20 protein-coding genes and 1 tRNA gene are annotated in these 23,450 nt (G+C 44.7%); 20 read left to right on the top strand and 1 reads right to left on the bottom strand.

The genetic code is table 11. From position 1 onward, the window contains the following. Positions 1-57: 57 nt before the first annotated feature. The 19 genes from I2H87_RS04360 (at position 58) to aroE (ending at position 20,015) form a co-directional block, all read left to right on the top strand. Positions 58-492, top strand: a complete 435-nt coding sequence (locus tag I2H87_RS04360) for an RrF2 family transcriptional regulator (protein WP_009268313.1) — start codon at positions 58-60, stop codon at positions 490-492. Next, positions 470-1,651, top strand: coding sequence for a cysteine desulfurase NifS (nifS, locus tag I2H87_RS04365; RefSeq protein WP_022152567.1), 1,182 nt, complete (start codon positions 470-472; stop codon positions 1,649-1,651). The genes I2H87_RS04360 and nifS overlap by 23 nt, the downstream gene beginning before the upstream one ends. A 50-nt stretch (positions 1,652-1,701) precedes the next feature. Further along, a complete protein-coding gene (gene nifU, locus I2H87_RS04370; protein WP_009268311.1) occupies positions 1,702-2,145 on the top strand; it encodes a Fe-S cluster assembly scaffold protein NifU in 444 nt (147 codons plus the stop codon). Next, entirely contained in the window at positions 2,145-3,215 is a 1,071-nt protein-coding gene (gene mnmA, locus I2H87_RS04375) for a tRNA 2-thiouridine(34) synthase MnmA (RefSeq protein WP_009268310.1), read from the top strand. The genes nifU and mnmA overlap by 1 nt, the downstream gene beginning before the upstream one ends. Further along, a complete protein-coding gene (locus I2H87_RS04380; RefSeq protein ID WP_009268309.1) occupies positions 3,212-4,033 on the top strand; it encodes a histidinol-phosphatase HisJ family protein in 822 nt (273 codons plus the stop codon). Before mnmA ends, I2H87_RS04380 begins: the two co-directional genes overlap by 4 nt. Positions 4,034-4,221: 188 nt before the next feature. Next, complete coding sequence (gene gap, locus I2H87_RS04385) at positions 4,222-5,235, top strand: type I glyceraldehyde-3-phosphate dehydrogenase (RefSeq protein WP_009268308.1); 1,014 nt, start codon at positions 4,222-4,224, stop codon at positions 5,233-5,235. Positions 5,236-5,377: 142 nt separating this feature from the next. Further along, complete coding sequence (locus I2H87_RS04390; RefSeq protein WP_009268307.1) at positions 5,378-6,571, top strand: phosphoglycerate kinase; 1,194 nt, start codon at positions 5,378-5,380, stop codon at positions 6,569-6,571. 68 nt (positions 6,572-6,639) lie between these two features. Next, a complete protein-coding gene (gene tpiA / locus I2H87_RS04395; protein ID WP_009268306.1) occupies positions 6,640-7,389 on the top strand; it encodes a triose-phosphate isomerase in 750 nt (249 codons plus the stop codon). A 255-nt stretch (positions 7,390-7,644) separates the two neighbouring features. Next, a complete protein-coding gene (gene gpmI / locus I2H87_RS04400) occupies positions 7,645-9,183 on the top strand; it encodes a 2,3-bisphosphoglycerate-independent phosphoglycerate mutase (RefSeq protein WP_009268305.1) in 1,539 nt (512 codons plus the stop codon). Between the two features lie 216 nt (positions 9,184-9,399). Then, positions 9,400-9,807, top strand: a complete 408-nt coding sequence (locus I2H87_RS04405; protein ID WP_009268304.1) for a MerR family transcriptional regulator — start codon at positions 9,400-9,402, stop codon at positions 9,805-9,807. 411 nt (positions 9,808-10,218) lie between these two features. Next, on the top strand, positions 10,219-11,337 hold the full coding sequence (locus I2H87_RS04415) for a DUF6591 domain-containing protein (RefSeq protein WP_195609411.1): 1,119 nt from the start codon (positions 10,219-10,221) through the stop codon (positions 11,335-11,337). Positions 11,338-11,356: 19 nt separating this feature from the next. Further along, positions 11,357-12,097 (top strand): hypothetical protein, encoded by a 741-nt coding sequence (locus I2H87_RS04420; RefSeq protein WP_117549322.1) that lies wholly within the window; start codon positions 11,357-11,359, stop codon positions 12,095-12,097. A 385-nt stretch (positions 12,098-12,482) separates the two neighbouring features. Continuing rightward, positions 12,483-13,217, top strand: a complete 735-nt coding sequence (locus I2H87_RS04425; RefSeq protein ID WP_243273875.1) for a GntR family transcriptional regulator — start codon at positions 12,483-12,485, stop codon at positions 13,215-13,217. Positions 13,218-13,416: 199 nt separating this feature from the next. Continuing rightward, positions 13,417-14,778, top strand: a complete 1,362-nt coding sequence (locus I2H87_RS04430; RefSeq protein WP_195609412.1) for an NCS2 family permease — start codon at positions 13,417-13,419, stop codon at positions 14,776-14,778. Positions 14,779-14,791: 13 nt separating this feature from the next. Further along, entirely contained in the window at positions 14,792-16,558 is a 1,767-nt protein-coding gene (gene ade / locus I2H87_RS04435) for an adenine deaminase (protein ID WP_009268295.1), read from the top strand. A 191-nt stretch (positions 16,559-16,749) separates the two neighbouring features. Next, positions 16,750-17,502: a TrmB family transcriptional regulator gene (locus I2H87_RS04440; RefSeq protein ID WP_044955056.1), complete on the top strand. Its 753-nt coding sequence runs from the start codon at positions 16,750-16,752 to the stop codon at positions 17,500-17,502. Beyond that, entirely contained in the window at positions 17,495-18,766 is a 1,272-nt protein-coding gene (locus I2H87_RS04445) for a diaminopimelate decarboxylase (RefSeq protein ID WP_009268293.1), read from the top strand. The genes I2H87_RS04440 and I2H87_RS04445 overlap by 8 nt, the downstream gene beginning before the upstream one ends. A 117-nt stretch (positions 18,767-18,883) precedes the next feature. Beyond that, positions 18,884-18,966, top strand: a tRNA-Leu gene (locus I2H87_RS04450). A gap of 182 nt (positions 18,967-19,148) precedes the next feature. Beyond that, positions 19,149-20,015, top strand: a complete 867-nt coding sequence (aroE, locus tag I2H87_RS04455) for a shikimate dehydrogenase (protein ID WP_009268292.1) — start codon at positions 19,149-19,151, stop codon at positions 20,013-20,015. 3 nt (positions 20,016-20,018) lie between these two features. Here the strand turns inward: aroE and I2H87_RS04460 are convergent, their stop codons facing one another. Continuing rightward, positions 20,019-20,642: an HAD family hydrolase gene (locus tag I2H87_RS04460; RefSeq protein WP_195609413.1), complete on the bottom strand. Its 624-nt coding sequence runs from the start codon at positions 20,640-20,642 to the stop codon at positions 20,019-20,021. A 173-nt stretch (positions 20,643-20,815) separates the two neighbouring features. Between I2H87_RS04460 and polA the strand changes: the two genes are divergently transcribed. Beyond that, complete coding sequence (polA, locus tag I2H87_RS04465) at positions 20,816-23,431, top strand: DNA polymerase I (protein ID WP_195609414.1); 2,616 nt, start codon at positions 20,816-20,818, stop codon at positions 23,429-23,431. Positions 23,432-23,450 lie beyond the last annotated feature (19 nt).

Here is a 23,450-nt window from a genome sequence, read left to right on the forward strand (position 1 = left end):
GCTATTCTACAAACGGATAAATCCTAGTAAAATAATAGGGATTAAGAAGGTGATAATTTGAAACTATCGACAAAAGGCAGATATGGTCTGCGCGCTTTGATCGATCTGGCACAGAACAGTACAGAAGAGCCGGTTTCGATCACGAGTATTGCAGAACGGCAGGAAATTTCCGAACGGTATTTGGAACAACTGATGTCCAAATTGAAAAAGAGCGGGATTGTGAAGAGTATCAGGGGAGCTGCCGGCGGCTATATTCTTGCCAGACCGATGGAAGAAATTTCAGTGGGAGATATACTGCGTGCGTTGGAGGGCAGTCTGGATCCGGTGGATTGTCCGGGACTTTTAGAAGAGGGATGCAAATCGGCGGACAGTTGTGTGACGAAATATGTCTGGAAACGGATCAATGACAGTATCAACAGGACCGTAGATGAGATCAGGCTGGATCAGCTTGTTAAAGGAGGATTAGAAGATGGAAAGATTGATATATCTTGACAATGCGGCGACGACAAAGACCGCACCGGAAGTGGTGGAGGCGATGCTTCCATATTTTACGGAGCATTTTGGAAATCCATCCAGTGTGTATGGATTTGCAGCGGCAAACAAGGAAGTGATCACAAGACAGAGAGAGATCATTGCAGATACGCTTGGCGCGAAAAGCAATGAGATTTATTTTACGGCAGGAGGAAGTGAGTCGGATAACTGGGCGCTGATCGCGACAGCGGAGGCATATGCATCCAAGGGGAAACATCTGATCACAAGTAAGATCGAGCATCATGCGATCCTGCATACATGCGAATATCTGGAAAAGAAAGGTTTTGAGGTCACTTATCTGGATGTGGACGAAAACGGGATCGTCGATCTGGAACAGCTGAAATCTGCGATCCGGGAGGATACGATCTTGATTTCCATTATGTATGCGAACAATGAGATCGGAACAATCCAGCCGATCCGGGAAATTGGAGCGATCGCGCATGAACATGGCATTTTGTTCCATACCGATGCGGTGCAGGCGTTTGGACAGGTCCCGATCAACGTAGACGAGGATCAGATCGATATGCTCAGCGCGAGCGGACATAAGCTGAACGGACCGAAAGGGATCGGATTTCTTTATATCCGCAAAGGCGTGAAAATCCGTTCGTTTATCCACGGAGGAGCGCAGGAGAGAAGAAGACGGGCGGGTACGGAAAATGTACCGGGGATCGTTGGATTCGGAAAGGCTGTGGAACGTGCGGTTTCCACAATGGAAGCACGCACAAAGAAAGAACGTGAACTGCGGGATTATCTGATCGAACGGATCGAAAAAGAAATCCCATATTGCAGATTGAACGGCGATCGGACAAAACGTCTTCCGAACAATGTGAATTTCAGTTTCCGTTTTATCGAGGGAGAATCGTTGCTGATTATGCTGGATATGAAAGGAATCTGCGCGTCAAGCGGATCGGCCTGTACGTCAGGTTCTTTGGATCCGTCCCATGTGCTTTTGGCGATCGGCCTGCCGCATGAGATCGCACACGGATCTCTGCGGATGACATTGAGCGAAGAGACGACAAAAGAGGATCTGGATTATGTAGTAGAGAATTTAAAAGAAATTGTGAGCAATCTGCGGAGCATGTCGCCGTTGTATGAGGATTTTGTAAAAAAACAGAAATAAAAAATAGAAATACGAAACGGAAATATCAAAAAGAGTTGGAGGTTACAGTTATGTATACAGAGAAAGTTATGGATCATTTTCAGCATCCGAGAAACGTAGGAGAAATCGAGAACGCCAGCGGAGTCGGCACAGTGGGAAACGCGAAGTGCGGCGATATCATGAGGATTTATCTGGATATCGATGAAAATGAGATCATCCGGGATGTGAAGTTTAAGACATTTGGATGCGGCGCGGCAGTTGCTACAAGCAGCATGGCGACCGAGCTTGTGAAAGGAAAGAATATCCGGGAAGCGATGCAGGTGACCAATAAAGCGGTAATGGAAGCGCTGGATGGACTTCCGCCGGTAAAGGTACATTGTTCCCTGCTTGCAGAAGAGGCGATCCATGCGGCGCTCTGGGATTATGCGGAGAAGCATGGAATTACGATCGAGGGGCTGGAGAAACCGAAATCAGATATTCATGAGGATGAAGAAGAGGAAGAAGAGGAATATTGATGAAGAAAGTAGTGGTCGGAATGTCCGGCGGCGTGGATTCTTCGGTTGCGGCATATCTTCTGAAAGAGCAGGGATATGAAGTGATCGGAGTCACCATGCAGATCTGGCAGGATGAAGAGCAGGCGGTACAGGAAGAAAACGGCGGATGCTGCGGATTGAGCGCGGTGGATGACGCGCGGCGCGTTGCGGCACAGCTTGAGATCCCTTATTATGTTATGAATTTTAAAGAGGAATTTAAACATCATGTGATCGACTATTTTGTGGAAGAGTACCGTCAGGGAAGAACACCGAATCCATGTATCGCATGCAACAGATATGTAAAATGGGAATCTCTTTTGAACCGGAGCCTGGCGATTGGAGCGGACTATATCGCGACCGGACATTATGCAAGGATCGTCTGTCTGGAAAATGGGCGTTATACATTGCAGCGCTCTGCAAATCTTGCAAAAGACCAGACGTATGCACTTTATAATCTGACACAGGAACAACTGAAGAGAACGTTGATGCCGGTAGGCGCGTATTCCAAAGAAGAAATTCGTGGAATCGCGGAAAAGATCGGGCTTATGGTGGCGTCGAAGCCGGACAGTCAGGATATCTGTTTTGTACCGGACGGGGATTATGCTTCTTATATAGAAGAAACGGCGGGAGTGCATATGCCTGAGGGGAATTTTGTTCTGACAGACGGGACCGTGATCGGAAGACATAAAGGGATCACGCATTATACGGTCGGACAGAGAAAAGGGCTGGGACTGGCGCTCGGCTATCCGGCGTTTGTGTTGGAGATCCGACCGGATACAAATGAGGTCGTGATCGGAACGCATGCCGAATCTATGGCGGATTCCCTGCGTGCAAACCATCTGAACTTTATGTCGGTGGAAGAGCTGACGGAGCCGAAACGGGTTTTTACGAAGATCAGATATAATCATAAAGGTGTCTGGGCGACTGTTGAAAAGGTGGGAGAAGACGAGGTACTTTGTACGTTTGAGGAACCACAGCGTGCAGTGACGCCGGGACAGGCAGTTGTATTCTATGACGGCGATTATGTACTGGGAGGCGGAACGATCCTATGATCAGGGCAGATTTTCATACACATACTTGTTTTTCCACAGACAGCGAAACTCCGGTGCGGGAGATGATCGAACAGGCAGCAGAATGTGGTTTGAAGACTCTTTGCATTACGGATCACTGGGATGAAGATTATCCGAAAGGGCTGGAAGAAACTCCGGGGATACCGTTTCGGTTTGATCTGGATGCGTATGGGAAGACACTGGAAAAGCTCCGGGATGAATACCGGGATAAACTGGATCTCAGGATTGGAGTGGAAATCGGACTTCAGCCGCATCTCGGAACATTTTACAAAGAGTTCGTAAAACGGTATCCGTTTGATTTTGTGATCGGATCCGTACATCTTGTAAATGGAAGCGATCCTTATTTTGGAGAACTGTTCCGGGAACTTGGTGACGAAGAGGGATACCGGGAGACTTGGAGACAGACCGTTCAGAATGTCCGGCAGATCGGGGATTTTGATGTGCTGGGACATCTGGATTATGTCGTACGCTATGGGATAGAGCAGGAAAAGGAATATTCTTACCGGAAATTTGCGGATGAGATCGATGAGATCCTAAAGATTCTGATCGAAAGGGGAAAAGGTCTGGAAGTCAATACGGCGGGGTTAAAATACGGACTGCCGTTTGCACATCCGCATCCGGATATACTGAAGCGTTACCGGGAGCTGGGCGGGGAGATCATTACGGTCGGATCTGACGCGCATCGTCCGGAACATATTGCTTATGAATTTGCAAAAATAGCGGAGATCCTGCAGGAATGCGGGTTCCGATATTATGCAGAATACCGGAATCGTCATCCTGAATTTTATCCGATTCTGTAAAATAGACAGTTTTTGCCAAAAATGCGTCGGGAAGACGGAAAAAATGTATTTAGTACTTGAATTTTTGTTCTTGATTTAGTACAATAATTTCTAGTTGATGAATCTTTAACAAACCATGTGTTTTGTGGGAAATTCACCATGTAAACTGCACAGCAGTTTCACAATTAAACTTTTAGGAGGAATTAATCATGGCAGTAAAAGTAGCGATTAATGGATTTGGACGTATTGGACGTCTTGCATTCAGACAGATGTTCGGAGCAGAGGGATTTGAGATCGTAGCGATCAACGACCTTACATCTCCGAAGATGCTGGCTCACCTGCTGAAGTATGACTCTTCACAGGGAAAATATGAACTGGCTGATAAAGTAGAAGCTGGAGAGGATTCCATTATTGTAGACGGAAAGGAAATCAAAATTTACGCAAAGGCGAATGCAGCTGAGCTTCCATGGGGAGAGATCGGTGTAGACGTAGTTCTGGAGTGTACAGGATTCTACACATCCAAAGAGAAAGCACAGGCTCATATCGATGCAGGCGCTAAATACGTTGTTATTTCCGCACCGGCTGGAAACGATCTGCCGACAATCGTATACAATGTAAACCACGAGAAACTGACAAAAGATGATCACATCATCTCCGCAGCTTCCTGTACAACAAACTGTCTGGCACCGATGGCTAAGGCTCTGAACGACCTGGCACCGATCAAGACAGGTATCATGTGCACGATCCACGCTTACACAGGAGATCAGATGACTCTGGACGGACCGCAGAGAAAAGGCGATCTGAGAAGATCTCGTGCAGCAGCAGTTAATATCGTACCGAACAGCACAGGTGCAGCGAAAGCGATCGGTCTTGTTATTCCGGAACTGAACGGAAAACTGATCGGAGCTGCTCAGCGTGTTCCTACCCCGACTGGATCTACAACAATCCTGACAGCAGTTGTTGAAGGAAACGTAACAGTTGATCAGATCAACGAAGCTATGAAAGCTGCTTCCAACGAGTCCTTCGGATACAACACAGACGAGATCGTATCCAGCGATATCGTAGGAATGAGATTCGGTTCTCTGTTCGATGCAACACAGACAATGGTTCTTCCGCTTGATAATGGAACAACACAGGTACAGGTTGTATCTTGGTATGACAATGAGAATTCTTACACAAGCCAGATGGTAAGAACGATCAAATACTTCGGAACATTACTGTAAATCGAAGTCTTAGACAGACAATTACATTCTGAAATAGACTCAGGAAAGGGTCCGGTCTTATGTGGACCGGGCTCTTTTTTCATCTTGTCCCACTGAAAATATTATATTTTAAGCGGGGTATATAAAAAGGAGATAAGTAGATATGCTGAATAAAAAATCTGTTGATGATATTAATGTAAAAGGAAAACGCGTACTTGTAAGATGTGATTTCAACGTTCCGTTGATCGATGGAAAGATCACAGACGAGAACCGTCTTGTTGCAGCGCTTCCGACGATTAAAAAACTGGTAGCTGACGGCGGAAAGATCATTCTTTGTTCTCACCTTGGCAAACCGAAAGGAGAGCCGAAACCGGAATTGTCACTGGCACCGGTAGCAGTAAGACTTTCCGAACTGCTCGGACAGGAAGTGAAATTTGCAGCGGATCCGGAAGTAGTAGGACCGAACGCAAAGGCAGCTGTTGAGGCAATGAATGACGGTGAGATCATCTTACTTGAGAACACACGTTACAGAGCAGAAGAGACAAAGAACGGCGAGGCATTCAGCAAAGACCTTGCATCTCTCTGCGACGTATTTGTAAACGACGCATTTGGTACAGCACATAGAGCACACTGCTCCAACGTAGGAGTAACACAGTTTGTCGATACTGCAGTTGTAGGATACCTGATGCAGAAAGAAATCGATTTCCTCGGAAACGCAGTAAACAATCCGGAGAGACCGTTTGTGGCAATCCTCGGAGGAGCAAAAGTATCCAGTAAGATTTCTGTAATCGAGAACCTGCTTGACAAAGTAGACACACTGATCATCGGCGGTGGAATGTCCTACACATTCAGCAAAGCGTTGGGCGGAAGTGTTGGCGTTTCTCTTCTGGAAGAAGATTACTGCCAGTACGCGCTGGATATGCTTAAGAAAGCGGAAGAGAAAGGTGTGAAACTGCTTCTTCCGGTAGATAACGTAATTGCAGATGATTTCTCTAACGATGCAAATACAAAGGTTGTAAAACGTGGAGAGATTCCGGACGGTTGGGAAGGTCTGGATATCGGACCGGAAACAGCAGAGATTTTCTCAAAAGCTGTAAAAGAAGCGAAAACAGTTGTATGGAACGGACCGATGGGTGCATTCGAGATGCCGAAGTTCGCAGCAGGTACAGAGGCAGTTGCAAAAGCACTGGCTGAGACAGATGCTGTTACGATCATCGGAGGCGGAGATTCCGCAGCAGCAGTAAACCAGCTTGGATACGGTGATAAGATGACACATATTTCCACAGGCGGCGGAGCTTCTCTGGAATTTCTGGAGGGAAAAGAACTGCCGGGTGTTGCAGCGGCAAACGATAAGTAAAAAGCTTGGCGAGGCAGTATTGAACTGAATATGCACAGAGACAAATAGGGTAAAGGGAGAACAAAATCATGGCAAGAAAGAAAATTATCGCAGGTAACTGGAAAATGAACAAAACTCCGAGCGAGGCAGTAGCTCTTGTGGAAGAACTGAAACCGCTCGTAGCAAATGAAGAGGTAGACGTTGTATTCTGTGTTCCTGCAATCGACATCGTGCCGGTAGTAGAAGCAGTCAAAGGAAGCAATATCCAGGTTGGCGCTGAGAATATGTATTTTGAAGAGAGCGGAGCATACACAGGAGAGATCGCTCCGAACATGCTTGTTGATGCAGGCGTAAAATATGTGGTTCTCGGACATTCTGAGAGAAGAGATTACTTTGGCGAGACAAATGAAGACGTAAATAAAAAAGTGCTGAAAGCATTCGAGCACGGAATCACACCGATCATGTGCTGCGGAGAAACTCTGGAGCAGAGAGAACAGGGCGTGACAATGGACTTTATCCGTCAGCAGGTAAAAGTCGGATTCCAGAACGTAACGGCAGATCAGGCAAAAACAGCAGTGATCGCTTATGAGCCGATCTGGGCGATCGGAACAGGAAAGACAGCTACCACAGAACAGGCAGAAGAAGTTTGTGCGGGAATCCGTGCATGCATCGCTGAAGTATACGATGAAGCAACAGCGGAAGCAATCCGTATCCAGTACGGCGGATCTGTCAATGCGGGAAATGCAGCAGAATTGTTTGCGCAGCCGGACATTGACGGAGGACTCGTAGGAGGCGCATCTTTGAAAGCTGATTTCGGAAAGATCGTAAACTACAAATAATCCGACGGGATCATGAAGCAGATATAGGGGAATCCGGAATTTTCCGGATTCCTTTTGTGTATTGTGTGTCCGGCGATTATGCAATGACCTGCCGTGGCATTTCGGACTTTTGGAAATTTTTATTGGAGTATCCGGCGGAATTTTGAGGGGACTTTCCAATGGAATCTTGCAAAATCCCATCAAAACGAGTACAATAGGAACGGATATAGTTCATGTAGGATTACATGAAAAAAGCGAAATAAAAGGAGAAAAAAGATGAGCAAAAAACCAACCGTTTTAATGATTTTAGATGGATATGGATTGAATGATCATAAAGAGGGCAACGCCGTTTTAGAGGGAAAGACTCCGGTTATGGACAAGCTGATGGCTGAGTGTCCGTTTGTAAAAGGAAACGCGAGCGGAATGGCAGTCGGTCTTCCGGACGGACAGATGGGAAACTCTGAAGTCGGACATTTGAATATGGGAGCCGGAAGAATTGTATATCAGGATCTGACAAAGATCACGAAAGCGATCCAAGACGGCGACTTTTTTGAAAATAAAGCGCTTCTTGCAGCGTGTGAAAATGCAAAAGCGAATGATTCCGCACTTCATATGTTCGGACTTGTTTCCGACGGCGGCGTGCACAGTCATATCGAGCATATTTTCGGACTTCTGGAACTGGCAAAAAAACAGGGACTTACAAAAGTATATGTACACTGCTTCCTGGACGGACGTGACACACCTCCGGCATCCGGAAAAGAATATGTGGAGAAGCTGGAAGCGAAGATGAAAGAACTTGGCGTCGGCGAAGTAGCAAGCGTGATGGGGCGTTATTATGCAATGGATCGTGACAATCGTTGGGATCGTGTGGAGAAAGCATATCAGGCGCTTGTGAACGGAGTCGGAGAAACGGCAGAATCCGGACCGGCGGGAATCCAGGCTTCTTACGATGCGGATACAACGGACGAATTTGTTCTTCCGACAGTTGTAGTGAAAGACGGAGCTCCGGTTGCAACGATCAAAGATGACGACTCTGTGATCTTCTTTAACTTCCGCCCGGACCGTGCAAGAGAGATCACAAGAACATTCTGTGACGACGCATTTGACGGGTTTGAAAGAGGAGAGCGTGTAAAAACTACATTTGTCTGCTTCACAGAGTATGACGTGACGATTCCGAACAAACAGGTTGCATTTGTAAAAGAGGAGATCACCAACACATTCGGAGAGTTCCTCGCAGCAAACGGACTGAAACAGGCTCGTATTGCCGAGACAGAGAAATATGCGCATGTAACATTCTTCTTCAACGGCGGCGTGGAAGAGCCGAATGAGGGGGAAGACAGAATCCTTGTGAAATCTCCGAAAGTTGCAACATACGATCTGAAACCGGAGATGAGCGCTTACGAAGTATGTGACAAACTGACAGATGCGATCCGTTCCGGTAAATATGATGTGATCATCATCAACTTTGCAAATCCGGACATGGTAGGACATACCGGTGTGGAAGCGGCAGCGATCAAAGCAATCGAGGCGGTGGACGAGTGTGTCGGAAAGACCGTGGAAGCGATCAAAGAAGTGGACGGACAGATGTTCATCTGTGCGGACCATGGAAATGCGGAACAGCTGATCGACGATGTGACCGGAGATGCATTTACCGCACATACGACTAATCCGGTTCCGTTTATCCTTGTCAATGCAGATCCGGCTTACAAATTGAGAGAGGGCGGCTGCCTTGCAGATATCGCTCCGACTCTGATCGAACTGATGGGAATGGAACAGCCGAAAGAGATGACGGGAACATCCCTGCTTGTCAAATAAGGAAAATGTTTTTGCACTTTTTAAATGACATATCGTTATAAATGAAAAGAAAAAGGTCTTGCTGAATGAACAGCAAGACCTTTTTTATTGGGAAAACTCGCGAAATTTGCATGGTCTTTTATGAAACAAATTATCAATATTTCCGAAAAAAGAGTATTGCTATCACGTTAACGTGATAGATTATACTCTTTATACGGGGAAAGGGAAGACCGTGTGATGAAAACAAGCGAGATAAGTAAAATTGTGGGCATAAGCAAACGTACATTGCAATTTTATGACGATGAGGGGATGATTAAAGTGGAAAGATCTGAAAACAACTATCGATTATATGACGAAAGAACCTTAGAAACTTTATGGGAAATTATAATCTACAAGGAAATGGGGATGAAAATCGGAGAAATCAAACAATTGTTAGAGATGAATGAAAACGAAAAGAAAGAATTCTATAGAGCGTATATAGAACTGATCGAAGAAAAAATTAAAAAATTAAAGAGCCATAAAAAATTTATTTCTTTAATTATAGAGAAAGGATTGCCGCAAATGCCGGATAAAAACTCCGAGGGTACATATAAAAGCAGGCTTGCTGAGCTTTGTGGAAAGAGTAATGATTTATTTATAAATTGAGGTAAGAGGAATAGGCGGGAAAGTGTATTCCCGACTATTCCGTAAAATTATTTTATTGTTTTGAAATTAAATATTGTATTCATGTCACATTCGAGAATATGACAACAGGTAAATAAAAAAGATACGGTAGGGTTTTGCGTGCCTTTTTCGATACGGTTGTATGAGTAAATAGAGATCTCTATTCCGTTAATCTGCAGTCTTGCGACCATGTCTGTTTGCTTTATATTCATAGACTTACGCAGTTTTGCGATGTTTTTTCCTATATCTATATTATTTACTTGGATAATACGGTCAATGCTCTCGCAGTTCTTCATTATATTGCACCTCCATGCAATATTTTATGTTGATTTTAGAAAAAATAATTGCACGAGAATGCAATAAATGATATGATGAGAAAAAGGAGGAGAGAAGATGTTAATGAAATCAAAAACGACAATATGTAGGAACTGTAATGCTCAAATAGCAAAGGATGCAAAAAATTGTCCGTCATGCGGAGCAAAAAATAAAAAACCATTCTATAAGAGAACAGGGTTTATTTTGCTTATGATTATATTAGTAATTGGAGTAATCAGTTTTATCGGAAAAAATAAAAGGGAAAAATTTGATTGGAATGAAGTGGAATTTTGTGAGAGGTTGCCAAAACCAAAATCAAATGTTGGAACAATATACAGCAACGATAATGATACATTAAGCATACAGGTAGAGAAAACATCCAAAAGTGACTATAAAGCATATGTAGAAGAGTGTAAATTTATGGGATATACTGTTGAAAGTGAAAATGATGGAGAATGCTATGATGCTTTTGATGTTGATGGGTATGCTTTGTCTTTGGATTATATTGGGGGAACAATGTATATTGAACTGGAAGCACCGACAGAAATGGGAACCTTGAATTGGCCGAAGAGCGAAATTGCAGGCTTGTTGCCAATGCCCAAATCTACAGTTGGAAAAATTTCTACTGATACTGCCGAGGGATGTTGTATCTATGTTGGGGAAACGTCAATAGATGATTTTAATATTTATGCGGATGAATGTTCCCAAATTGGTTTTTCTGTCGATTATGAAAGAGGAGATAAATTCTACAATGCAGAAGATGAGAATGGAAATCAACTTTCGCTGTCTTATCAGGGAAATAATGTAATGATTGTTCAGATTAGAAAAATCGAAGAAACTGAAGTAGAAGAAACAAATGCAGGTACAGAAACGTCTGCAGAACCGAAGCAGGAAGAGGGGGAGGAAAAATTAAGTACGGAGACACAATTAATAGATGGCATGCATCCAGAATTTAAGGAAGCAATGGACAGCTATGAGATGTTTATGAATGAATATTGTGATTTCATGAAGAAATATGCAGAATCAAATGGAACAGATTTAGATTTACTTGCTGATTACACTGAGTATATGAGTAAATACACAGATGTAATGGGAGATTTTGAGGCTTTGGGGAACGAAGAAATGAATACAGCGGAAATGGCATACTATTTGGAAGTTCAGACACGCATCAATGAGAAATTATTGGAAATAGAATAAGTTGAATGGGGACTATAATATGATAAAAAAGAGATTTTTTTTACTGTTGGGGATAATGACTTTACTATTAGCTGGTTGTGGATCAAATGGAAGTAATACAGATATCAGCAATGAAACGAGTGAAATTAAGGATGAAAGTAAAGAGATAGATATTGTAGGTGACTGGTATGGAGTGGCAGAAGTTCATTCTGAATATAATGATGGACTTTTTGAAGCTGTATTATCAATTAATTCTGATGGACGGTGGGCATCCTGTGTTAATGGAGATGTGAATCAAGGGACCTGGGAGATTGTAACTGAATCAAAGAAGCGTATTGCCTTGACTGTTGAATATGAAGGGAGTGGTGTAACTAATACATGGTCATTTGAAAAGAAAGCAGATGGGAAATTTTATTACGATTATGTATTCTTGGAAACTATACCGATTGAAATGACAAAGATGGAGAAAGAATCTAAGGATCAAATGTTAGGTGATTGGCAAGGGGCTACTGTTTATACTTATAAGTCGGGGGAAGAAAAACAATTTGCTGCTTCCTTATCTATAAATGCTGATAATAGTTGGTCATCTTCCGTTAGCGGAGATAACAATGCCGGAAAATGGAGTTATATTTCAGAAAGTGGTCATCTTGTGGTTTTGATAGTGGAATATGATGGGACTGATGCGACCAATACGTGGGCTCTTGTAAAAAATGCAGATGATGAGTATTATTATGAATATGTATACATGGAGAATATCAGTATTCCAGTCGTTAAATTATGAAAGGATTCTAAGCCGTCGGATAAAGATCATTTTTAGGAAAGAACAATTAAAAAATATATTTCAGTGTAAATTTTATATTCAATTTTCGATTATCCGCATAGACACTATATTTTCAAGCATTTTGAAGTATAGAAAACCATTCGTTTTACCACGGATTTACTACGATTGAATGAGCCTTGATATGACATAAAGTAGCATTAAAAAGACACCCTTAATACCTAAGTGGTATCTTTCGTAAAAAGCACTCAATCCAAAAACTATCTTAAAACGCACTGAACAGGCTTCAAAATTTTATTGACAAAATAAAAATGTATTGTTACTATCATAATATGGTAATACTTTTAGAAAGGTATGGATCGAGCTCATGAGTATGGATATTTGTCCGATGTCTAAAGTGAATCTAAGCAGTTCCGTGAAAAACTACCTGTATCAATATATCCGCAGTCTTGAACAGACCGGTAATATGAAGCTTCCGCCGGAAAGTGAACTTTCGTTAAAACTGGGTGTGAGCAGAGTGACGGTACGCCGCGCATTGGATGAACTGGAAAACGAAGGCATCATATTGCGCATACAAGGCAGAGGAACTTTCGTGAATCCGGAAGCGCTGACTATTCAGGTAAATTTAATGCCGGGTGAAGAATTTTCACGTTTGATCGAGAATTGCGGGTATCATGCATCGGTAGAGGTGAAAGCGGTTCGGCGTAAAGAAGCGGATTTGGAGACAGGAAAACTTTTGGGACTGGAACCAGGAGAAGAAATATACGAAGTAGAAAAAGTATATTTTGCAGATGGACATCCTGCGATTATCAGTGTGGATTGTTTTGCGTGTGATCTGATAGGAATTGATCTGACATGTGAGTTTATGGCAGGTCGATCGATTTTTGAAGTGCTTCATCAATATGGCGGTTGTTTTATTGCGAGAGATAAGATAAGCATGGAGACGATGAACCGCGAGGAGATGGAAAAAAGCGTAGTTTCCGGAAAAGAGATGGAATGTGACAGTGTTCTGGTTTTTCGGGGAAAGAATTACAATCAGGAGAACAAACTGGTCATGCTGGATCGGGAGTTCTACGATACAAGATATATTCAATTCAGTCTTTTACGTGTAAAGAATGTCTAGCGTCAATGTACAAGGGTCGACCGTTTTCCCCCTTGTACACCGACGCTAACCAGATTGAATAAAAAAGGGAGATTGTGCAGAAAGCAGACCGGACCGGAAAGACAGACCGGATGGGAACGATGTTCTGCATAATTACCTTTTTTTATAAAAAATAAAAAGGTAATACCATATTATCATTAAAAGAAAGGAAGAGAATGAAATGGGGAACAAATTAAATCAGTTTTTCCACATGAAAGAACGGGGCACGAATGTAAAAACAGAGATTTTAGCGGGATTGACGACTTTTTTGACATGTGTTTATATCGTGGCCGTAAATCCGGGGATTTTAGCGGCAGCAGGAATGGACACAAAGGCGGTGTTTTGGGCAACTGCACTTTCCGCTGCGATTGCCTGTATCTGGATCGGCGTCTGGGCAAATCTTCCGTTTGCATTGGCACCGGCGATGGGACTAAACGCTTATTTTGCATTCTATGTCTGTAATACATTAGGACTTTCCTGGCAGAATGCATTGGCATGTGTTGCGATTTCGGGAATTTTGTTTATGTTTTTAAGTATTTTCAGAGTTCAGCAAAAGATCGTAGATGCTATGCCGGAATGTATTAAACATTCGGTCGGAGCGGGAATCGGATTTTTCATTGCATTTACCGGTTTTATGCAGGCCGGGATCATCCAGGAATCACCGGATACTCTTCTCACATTAGGGGATTTGTCAAATCCGGGAGCGTTGTTAGCGTTATTTGGTATCTTTTTTACAGCAGTTCTTGTGATAAAAAAAGTACGCGGAGCGTTGTTGATCGGAATACTTGTAGTAACGGCACTCGGGATTGTGGTGAAAAATCCGGAGACAGGATTGGCATACACCGTGATACCGGAAACGATTTTTTCTTTTGAAAATCCGGTATCGGCTATGGCGCCGACTTTTGGTCAGCTGACTTTAAAGGGAATGTTTTCCGGAAGTCCGGAGATGGTATTGGGTGTTATATTTGCGATCATCAGTTTCTTATTTGTCGATCTGTTTGACAGTATCGGTGTTTTGTTAGGTGTGGCATCGAAAGCGGGATTGGTAGACGAAAAAGGAAATATTCCATGTGCAGGAAAAGCATTGTTTGTTTCAGCAGGAGGAGCTGCGGTTGGAGCGGTACTTGGAACAAATACCGTAACGATCTATGGTGCGGAGAGCGCAACCGGAATCAATGAGGGCGGCAGAACAGGAATGACTGCCTGTGTAACCGGAATTTTATTTATCCTGACATTATTCTTCTCCCCGTTGTTCTTGATGATCCCATCGATCGCAACTGCGCCTGCATTGGTCATGGTGGGAATTTTTATGATCGAACCGCTTCGCAAAATGGAGCTGAACGACATCTCCATAGCGCTTCCGGTCTTTTTGACCGTAGCTTTGATGCCGTTTACATATAATATCGCTTACGGTATTTTATTTGGATTGATCGGATATACAGTCGGACAGATCGCGGCAGGAAAGACGAAGCAGATTACAAAGACTGTCTGGGTATTAACCGCGGTATTCTTACTTTATATGATTTTAGATATTGTGTTATAGGAGCGTGTTGAATATGAGAACATTTGAAGAAATAAAAAATACGATTGAAACAGGTCTCGGGATGCATGTATGTGATTTGAAGATCGAAAATGTCAAACTTGTGAATGTATTTTCGGGAGAAGTATATCCAACGAACATTTACATCAAAAACAAGCGGATTGTTTCGATCGATCCGTCAGCAGATCTTGAGGCAAAAAAAGTGCTGGACGGAAACGGGCAATATGCCCTTCCGGGACTGATCGATGCGCACATGCATTTTGAGTCTACGATGCTTTCTCCGGAAGCGCTTGCATCGGTAGTTGTACCGCAGGGAACGACAACGATGTGCGCGGATCTGATGGAAATCGCAAATGTAGCAGGAGAAGAGGGATTGCGTGCAATGCTCCAATCTATGAACCGTCTTCCGTACCGTATGCTGATCGAAGTGTCTTCACGGGTGCCGACTGCTCCGGGACTGGAAACAACAGGAGCGGTTCTTGGCGCGGAAGAAGTGGCGAATATTATGGAATGGGAAGAAAGCGTCAGTCTGGGTGAGCTGGATCCGTCGAAAATTCTTTTTGTGAAAGATGAATATATTAAAAAGGTTGCAGATACGCTTGCGAAAAGAAAACTGGTGAATGGGCATGCGATTGGCCGGCTTGGTCAGGAATTGAATGTGTATGCATCATCAGGGATTTCTGATGATCATGAGTGTGTAAATACAAACGAGATGATCGAGCGTCTTAAAGTTGGAATGAAAGTGTTTATTCGGGAGGGAAGCAGCGAGCGGAATGTGGATGAATTGATCCGAGGTGTGATCGAACATGAGTTAGATACGTCAAACCTGATGTTTTGTACAGATGATAAACATGCGAGAGAAATCCAGGTAGAAGGACATATCAACTATAATGTGTCAAGAGCGGTTGAACTGGGACTGGATCCGATGAAAGCGATACAGATCGCAACCGTGAACAGTGCAAAACATTTCCGGATGGAGGATGAGATCGGAAGTATCACACCGGGACGTCTGGCAGATATCATTCTTGTAGAAGACTGGCGCGAGGTAAAACCTACCGTTGTCATTTTTGAAGGAAATGTGGTAGCTGAAAACGGAAATCTTTTAGAAGAATGTAAGGTGGAAGAATATCCGGACTGGCTGAAACATACCGTGACATTGAAAAATCCGATCACGGCAGAATCGTTTGCCGCTTTGTCCAAGAAGCAGGACGGCAGTACAAAAATCCATTTGATCGATATGATCCCGCGCCAGATCATCAATCATCATGTGCTGGAAGAAATGCAAGTGAAAAATGGAAAGATCCAGGTCAATATCGAGAAAGATATTTTGAAACTTGCAGTTGTGGAACGATACGGAAAGAATGGAAATGTAGGCGTAGGGTTTGTCCGAGGATTTGAGTTGAAAAAAGGCGCTCTTGCATATTCGATGTCTCACGATCATCACAATATTGTCGTTGTCGGAACAAATGATGAGGATATGGCATTGGCTGTAAATGAGGTGGCGCGCTTGAACGGCGGTCTTTCTGTCGCATGCGACGGAAAAATATTAAACAGCATGGAACTTCCGATCGGCGGTCTGATGAGTGAAAAGCCGGCAGAAGAAGTGATGGCACAGCTGGATATTTTGAATGCGGACGCAAAAGCATTAGGATGTGGAATGGATGCTCCTTTTATGTCCTTGAGCTTTATCTCTCTTCCGACAGTTCCCGATTTAGGGTTGACAGATCTTGGACTTGTAGATGTGTTGGAACATAAATTGATCCCGCTGGAAGCAGAGGAATAGGAAAAAGGCAGAAAATCAGAAAAAAAGACGTTGGTTCTTCTTAAAGGATCGGCGTCTTTTCATATTTTGAACATTTTAAACCAGTGTATTTTGCGTCAGAGAGATTGACATTTTCTATAAAAGGCAGTATAGTAGTTCTGTAAAGGACTACTATAAAACAAATGGAACCGCGGATGAAAGGCGCGAAAAGAATGGAGAATGGAGCGTTTGCGGCATATCTGCAGCACTTCGGATTGAGCAGACAGGAGGCGCTTGTATACCAGAATCTCTTACTATACGGAAAGCGGACAGGGTATGAGATCGCGAAAGAGACCGGGATTTCCCGTTCCAACGTATACGGTGCGTTGTCGGTTCTGGCGGAAAAAGGCGCGGCATATGTGCTGGAGGAGAGTGCGAAAAAATATATACCGGTGAAGCTGGAGGAGTTTTGCGGGAACTGGATCCGGAAACTCAAGGAAGAAGAACAGTGGATGCGGGAGAATCTTCCGGATATAAAAGAAGCGGAAGAGGGATATATCACAATAGAGGGAGATGCGAATATCCGGGATAAACTGCACAATCTGATCCGGAATGCGGCGGAGCGTGTTTATATTTCCGGTACGGGGGCGCATATTCAAGAATTTGCAGAAGATTTGGAACTTCTTGTGGAAAAGAAGCGGAAAGTTGTGATCATCACAGATGAGGATGGGGCATTTCCGGGGACGAGCGTATATTTGACCGGGGATAAGGGGAATCAGATCGGTGTGATCGTGGATTCGAAATATGCATTATCCGGTGAGTACGGAGGCGGGAACACGAATACCTGCCTGTACTCCGGTCAGAAAAATTTTGTGGAATTATTTAAAAATGCGCTTGCAAATGAGATCCGGCTGATCCGGATCGGGCAGGAGAGTCTGGAAAGACAGAAGAGACAGAAAAGAGAAGGAGAACAGGGAGATGAATAAAGTACCTTTTGTGACAAAAGAACAGGTTGAAGAGATGGTAAAGACATATCCGACCCCGTTTCATTTATATGATGAAAGAGGAATCCGGGAAAATGTAAAAGCGTTAAAAGAAGCTTTTTCATGGAATCCGGGATTCAAAGAATATTTTGCGGTGAAAGCGACGCCGAATCCGTTTTTGATGCAGATTCTTCGGGAATATGGCTGCGGCTGCGACTGTTCGTCTTATACGGAACTGATGCTTTCCGAGGCGATCGGTGCAAAAGGCGCGGATATTATGTTTTCTTCCAATGATACGCCGGCAGAAGACTTTGCTTATGCCGATAAGCTGGGAGCGATCATCAATCTGGATGATATTACGCATATTGATTTTCTGGAGAAGACGATCGGACATATTCCGGAGACGATCAGCTGCCGCTATAATCCGGGCGGGTTATTTAAGATCAGTAATGACATTATGGATAATCCGGGAGATTCCAAATATGGCATGACGACGGAACAGATCAAAGACGCATTTCAGATCCTGAAAGAAAAGGGAGCGAAAGAATTCGGGATCCATGCATTTCTGGCAAGCAATACGGTGACCAACGATTACTATCCGATGCTTGCGAAAGTGTTGTTTGAACAGGCGGTGAGACTGCAGAAAGAGACCGGAGTGCATATTAAATTTATCAATTTGTCCGGCGGGATCGGCATTCCGTATACACCGGATCAGGAACCGAATAACATCCGTGCGATCGGTGACGGTGTGCGCCGCGTGTATGAGGAAGTGCTCGTTCCGGCGGGAATGGGCGATGTGGCAATTTATACCGAGCTTGGGCGTTATATGATGGGGCCATACGGATGTCTTGTGACAAAGGCGATCCACGAAAAACATACGCACAAAGAGTATATTGGTGTGGATGCCTGCGCAGTGAACCTGATGCGTCCGGCTATGTATGGCGCATATCACCATATTACCGTGCTTGGTAAAGAAGAAGCGCCATGTGATCACAAGTATGATGTGACCGGTTCTCTTTGCGAGAATAATGACAAATTTGCGATTGACCGGATGCTGCCGAAGATTGACAAAGGGGACTATCTCGTGATCCATGATACCGGAGCGCACGGTTTTTCCATGGGATATAATTACAATGGAAAGTTAAAATCTGCGGAATTACTTCTGAAAGAGGACGGAAGTGTACAACTGATCCGCCGGGCGGAGACTCCGGCAGACTACTTTGCCACATTCGATTGTTTTGAGATCGGAAAAACATTAATTTCATAAACAGTAATTAGAAACAGTAATCAGAAAACTATAATTTGATGATAAAAAAAGCTTGCATTATCCAATGGACTATGCTATGATATAAAACGGTTTGAGGAGCAAGTGTTCAGACCGTGAGCGGATGTGGCGGAATGGCAGACGCACAAGACTCAAAATCTTGCGGGGGCAACCTCGTGTGGGTTCAAGTCCCACCATCCGCAGTGAATGAAGAGCATTGGATACCGTAGAAAAGCGGTTTCCGGTGCTTTTTTCTTTTTGGCGATCAGAAATCAGCAGGAACAAGACAAGATATAAAAGAAAATGCAGCGTCGGTATACAAGGCGTATTTCCCCTTGTACACTGACGTTAAAAAAACGTATAAAAGAAAACGGGGGATCGAGTTATGACAGAGCGGATTACAGGAAAAACAAGATTGACAGGGCTTCTCGGAAGTCCCGTGACACACAGTATTTCGCCGATGATGCACAATGAAGCGTTTAAAGAATTGGGGCTGGACTATGCGTATCTTGCATTTGATGTGGGGACGGACAAATTAGAAGCGGCGGTAGAAGGGCTGAAAGTGTTGAATGTGCGGGGATTTAATGTGACGATGCCGGATAAGAACCTGATGTGCAGTCTCTGCGATCATTTATCTCCGGCTGCGGAAATCATTGGCGCGGTGAATACGGTTGTGAATGAGGATGGCGTTCTGACCGGATATACGACCGACGGAATCGGATATATGATGTCGGTAAAGGATGCAGGATATGATGTGATCGGAAAGAAAATGACGATTTTCGGGGCGGGCGGAGCCGGGACTTCGATCCTTGTACAGGCGGCGCTGGACGGTGTGGCGGAGATCACGGTATTCAATCGACGAACTCCTTTTTTTGAACGTGCAGAGCGGATCATCGGCAGGTTAAAGGAGCAGACCGGATGCAGGATCCGTTTATACGATTATGACGATGAATCGATTTTACGCAGGGAGATCGGAGAGAGCGCGCTTCTTACAAACGCAACGTCGCTTGGGATGGCGCCGAATGTGGAGACTTGTATTTTAAAAGACGCTTCGATGCTGCATCCCGGCGTAGTCGTATCGGATATGATCTATAATCCAAAAGAAACCCGGCTTCTCAGAATGGTCAGAGAAGCCGGATGCCGTACGTTTAACGGGATGTATATGTTGTTGTACCAGGGGGCGGAAGCGTTCCGGATCTGGACCGGACAGCAGATGCCGGTGGAACATATCAAAGAAAAATATTTTCGGTAGGATTCAGGAAAAGTCAAAATCCAGCAGTTCCGGAAAGGAATCGATCGTCTGCTTGGCGTCCGGTACGTCGCCGAAACCGTAAGAGGCGAAGATGAACGGAATGTCTGCTTCTTTACAGGCATCGGAGTCGCCTTTTGTATCTCCCACATAGACGGCAGTATCCATATGATTTCGTTCCATCAGAGTGCGGATCGTCTTTCCTTTGGATGTCTGTGTCTGCCCGTAGCAAAGTGTGTCTTTGACGTATGGTTTCAGATGACATGTTTCCAGCAGGATCTCGATATATCCGCACTGACAGTTGCTGACAATATAGAGATCGTAGTTTTCAGAGAGCTTTTGGAGCGTTTCTGCGACACCCGGATAGAGCGTGCCGGGTTTTTCAAGAAGCAGTTTGTTCTCATATTCAAAGCATAAGGTCCCGAGCCGGGTCCGTTCTTCGTCGGAAAGCTGTGGAAACAGTGCGCGGTAAAGATCTTCCATTGTCTTTCCGAACAGTCCGCTTAAAACCTGACGGTTCACGACAAGATCCAGAGAAGAATGTTCACGGATCGCATTGTTCCATGATTCGGCGACCGTATCTGTGGAATCCCAGAGTGTGCCGTCCACATCAAAAATAATTCCATCCATATAAATATCCTCCTTTATGTAAGTTCAGATAAAATGCAGGCAGCGTCAGAATCCCCCGACGCTGCTATCACTATATCACAAAAATCTGCTTTTAAAAAGAATCTTTTTAGTGTATACTAAATTATTAGGATAAAAAGGAGTGTTGCTGTTTACAGCGGCAAAGGAGAAGCGGTATGAGCGAAAAGATTGTTTTAATAGACGGACACAGCATTTTAAACCGGGCGTTTTACGGCGTGCCGGATCTGACCAATGCGGAGGGTCTGCATACGAATGCGGTGTATGGATTTCTAAATATTATGTTTAAAATCCTGGATGAGGAGAAACCGGAATATCTGACGGTGACATTTGACGTGCATGCGCCGACATTTCGGCATGAGATGTATGCGGAATATAAGGGAACGAGAAAGCCGATGGCAGAGGAACTGAGGCAGCAGGTACCGGTGATCAAAGAAGTGCTTCAGGCAATGCGGATCGCCACGATCGAGAAAGCGGGACTGGAAGCAGACGATCTGCTCGGAACGATTTCCCGGATCTGTGAGGAAAAAGGGATGGATGTTGCGATCATTTCCGGAGATCGGGATACCCTGCAGCTTGCCACCGGAAAAGTGAAGATCCGGATCCCGAAGACGAAGCAGGGGCGGACCGAGGTGGAAGACTATTATGCGGCGGACGTCAAAGAAAAATTAGGCGTTACTCCGACAGAATTTATTGATGTGAAAGCTTTGATGGGCGATACGTCCGACAATATTCCGGGAGTTCCGGGGATCGGGGAGAAGACGGCGACCAAACTGATCACGGAATACAAGACGATTGAAAATGTCTATGCCCATGCGGAGGAAGTAAAGCCTCCCAGAGCGAGCAAAAATATCCGGGAATTCTGGGAACAGGCGTGTATGAGCAAGACGCTGGCGACGATCGACACTCATGCGGAGATCGCATTTGATCCGGAAAAGGCTAAATACGGCAACCCATATACAAAAGAAGCGTATGAATTGTTTCAGAGACTGCAGTTCAAGAATCTTCTTGGACGGTTTGATGTGGAAGCGACGGCAAACCGTGTGGAAGAGCGGTTTTGTGAAGTGACGGACCGGCAGGAAATAGAGACGGTGTTTGCGAAAGCGTGTCAGGCAGAACGGGTGGGTGTTTCCATCTGGAAAGAGGATGGGAATGTACTTCCGCTGTTTGTACATGCTTCCGGATACGGACGGATTTCCATTGCATGCGATGAAGAAAAAGTGTATTCGATCCCATGCAGTATGGAGACGGATATGGATGCGTTATTTGAAAAGTTAGGGGAGGTTCAGGCGGCAGCAGGAGAGTTTGTGATGTTTGATCTCAAACAGTATCTTTCCCTTTTTCAGGCAGAGCGGCATGAACGTTGTTTTGATGCGACGGTAGCCGCGTATCTGCTGAATCCTTTGAAAAATGATTATATGTATGAGGATGTGGCGAGAGAACAGCTGGGGCTTTTGATCGATGAAAAAGCGGACGGAATGTGCAGATCCTGCTATGAGGCATATACGGCATGGAAAGCGGCGCCGCTTTTGAAAGAAAAATTAGCAGAGAGCGGAATGTATGAGTTGTTCCGGGATATTGAAATGCCGCTGTTATTTACATTGTATGGTATGGAACAGGCGGGGATCCATGTAGAGGGGGAAGCGCTGAAAAGTTATGGAGACCAGCTCGGCGGACGGATCACGGAACTGGAACAGGAGATCTGCGAGGAAGCCGGAGAGACGTTTAACATCAACTCTCCGAAACAGCTCGGTGTGATCTTATTTGAAAAGCTCGGACTTCCGGGGGGAAAGAAGACAAAGACCGGATATTCGACGGCTGCGGATGTGTTGGATAAACTGGCGCCGGATCATCCGATCGTCAGTAAGATCTTGGAATATCGTCAGCTTACAAAACTGAAATCCACATATGCGGACGGACTGGCAAATTACATCGGTGAAGACGGGCGGATCCACGGAAAATTCAACCAGACGATCACGGCGACCGGACGGATCAGCAGTACCGAACCGAACTTGCAGAATATTCCGGTGCGGATGGAACTGGGGCGCCTGATCCGGAAAGTATTCGTTCCGGAGGAGGGATATGTTTTTCTGGATGCGGACTATTCACAGATCGAACTTCGGATCCTGGCGCATTGTTCCGGAGACGAGCAGTTGATCCAGGCATACCGGGAGGCGCAGGATATTCATCGGATGACGGCGTCACAGGTATTCCATATTCCGTTTGATGAGGTGACGGATCTGCAGAGGAGAAATGCGAAAGCGGTCAATTTCGGGATCGTCTATGGGATCAGTTCATTCGGGCTGAGTCAGGACTTGAGCATTACACGAAAAGAGGCGGCACAATATATCGAAAGTTATTTTGAAACATACCCGGGGATCAAACGTTTTCTGGATGAGCAGGTGGAACACGCAAAAGAAAACGGCTATGTTGTAACGTTGTTCGGACGCCGCCGTCCGGTACCGGAATTGAAGTCCAGCAACTTTATGCAGCGGAATTTCGGGGAACGTGTGGCGATGAACGCGCCGATCCAGGGAACTGCGGCGGACGTGATCAAGATCGCAATGATCGGTGTGGACCGGGAATTAAAAGAACGGGGATTGAGATCCAGGTTGATCCTGCAGGTGCACGATGAACTTTTGATCGAGACGGCGGTGGAAGAACTGGAGGAAGTAAAAGGCATTTTAAAAGAACAGATGGAACATGCCGCCCGGTTAAAAGTACCGTTGATCGTCGATATGCATACGGGAAACAGCTGGTATGAGGCAAAATAGCGGGGGGCAGAAAAAGGAT

Source organism: Mediterraneibacter glycyrrhizinilyticus, assembly GCF_015560805.1.
GTDB classification, from domain to species: Bacteria; Bacillota; Clostridia; order Lachnospirales; family Lachnospiraceae; genus Schaedlerella; species Schaedlerella glycyrrhizinilytica_A.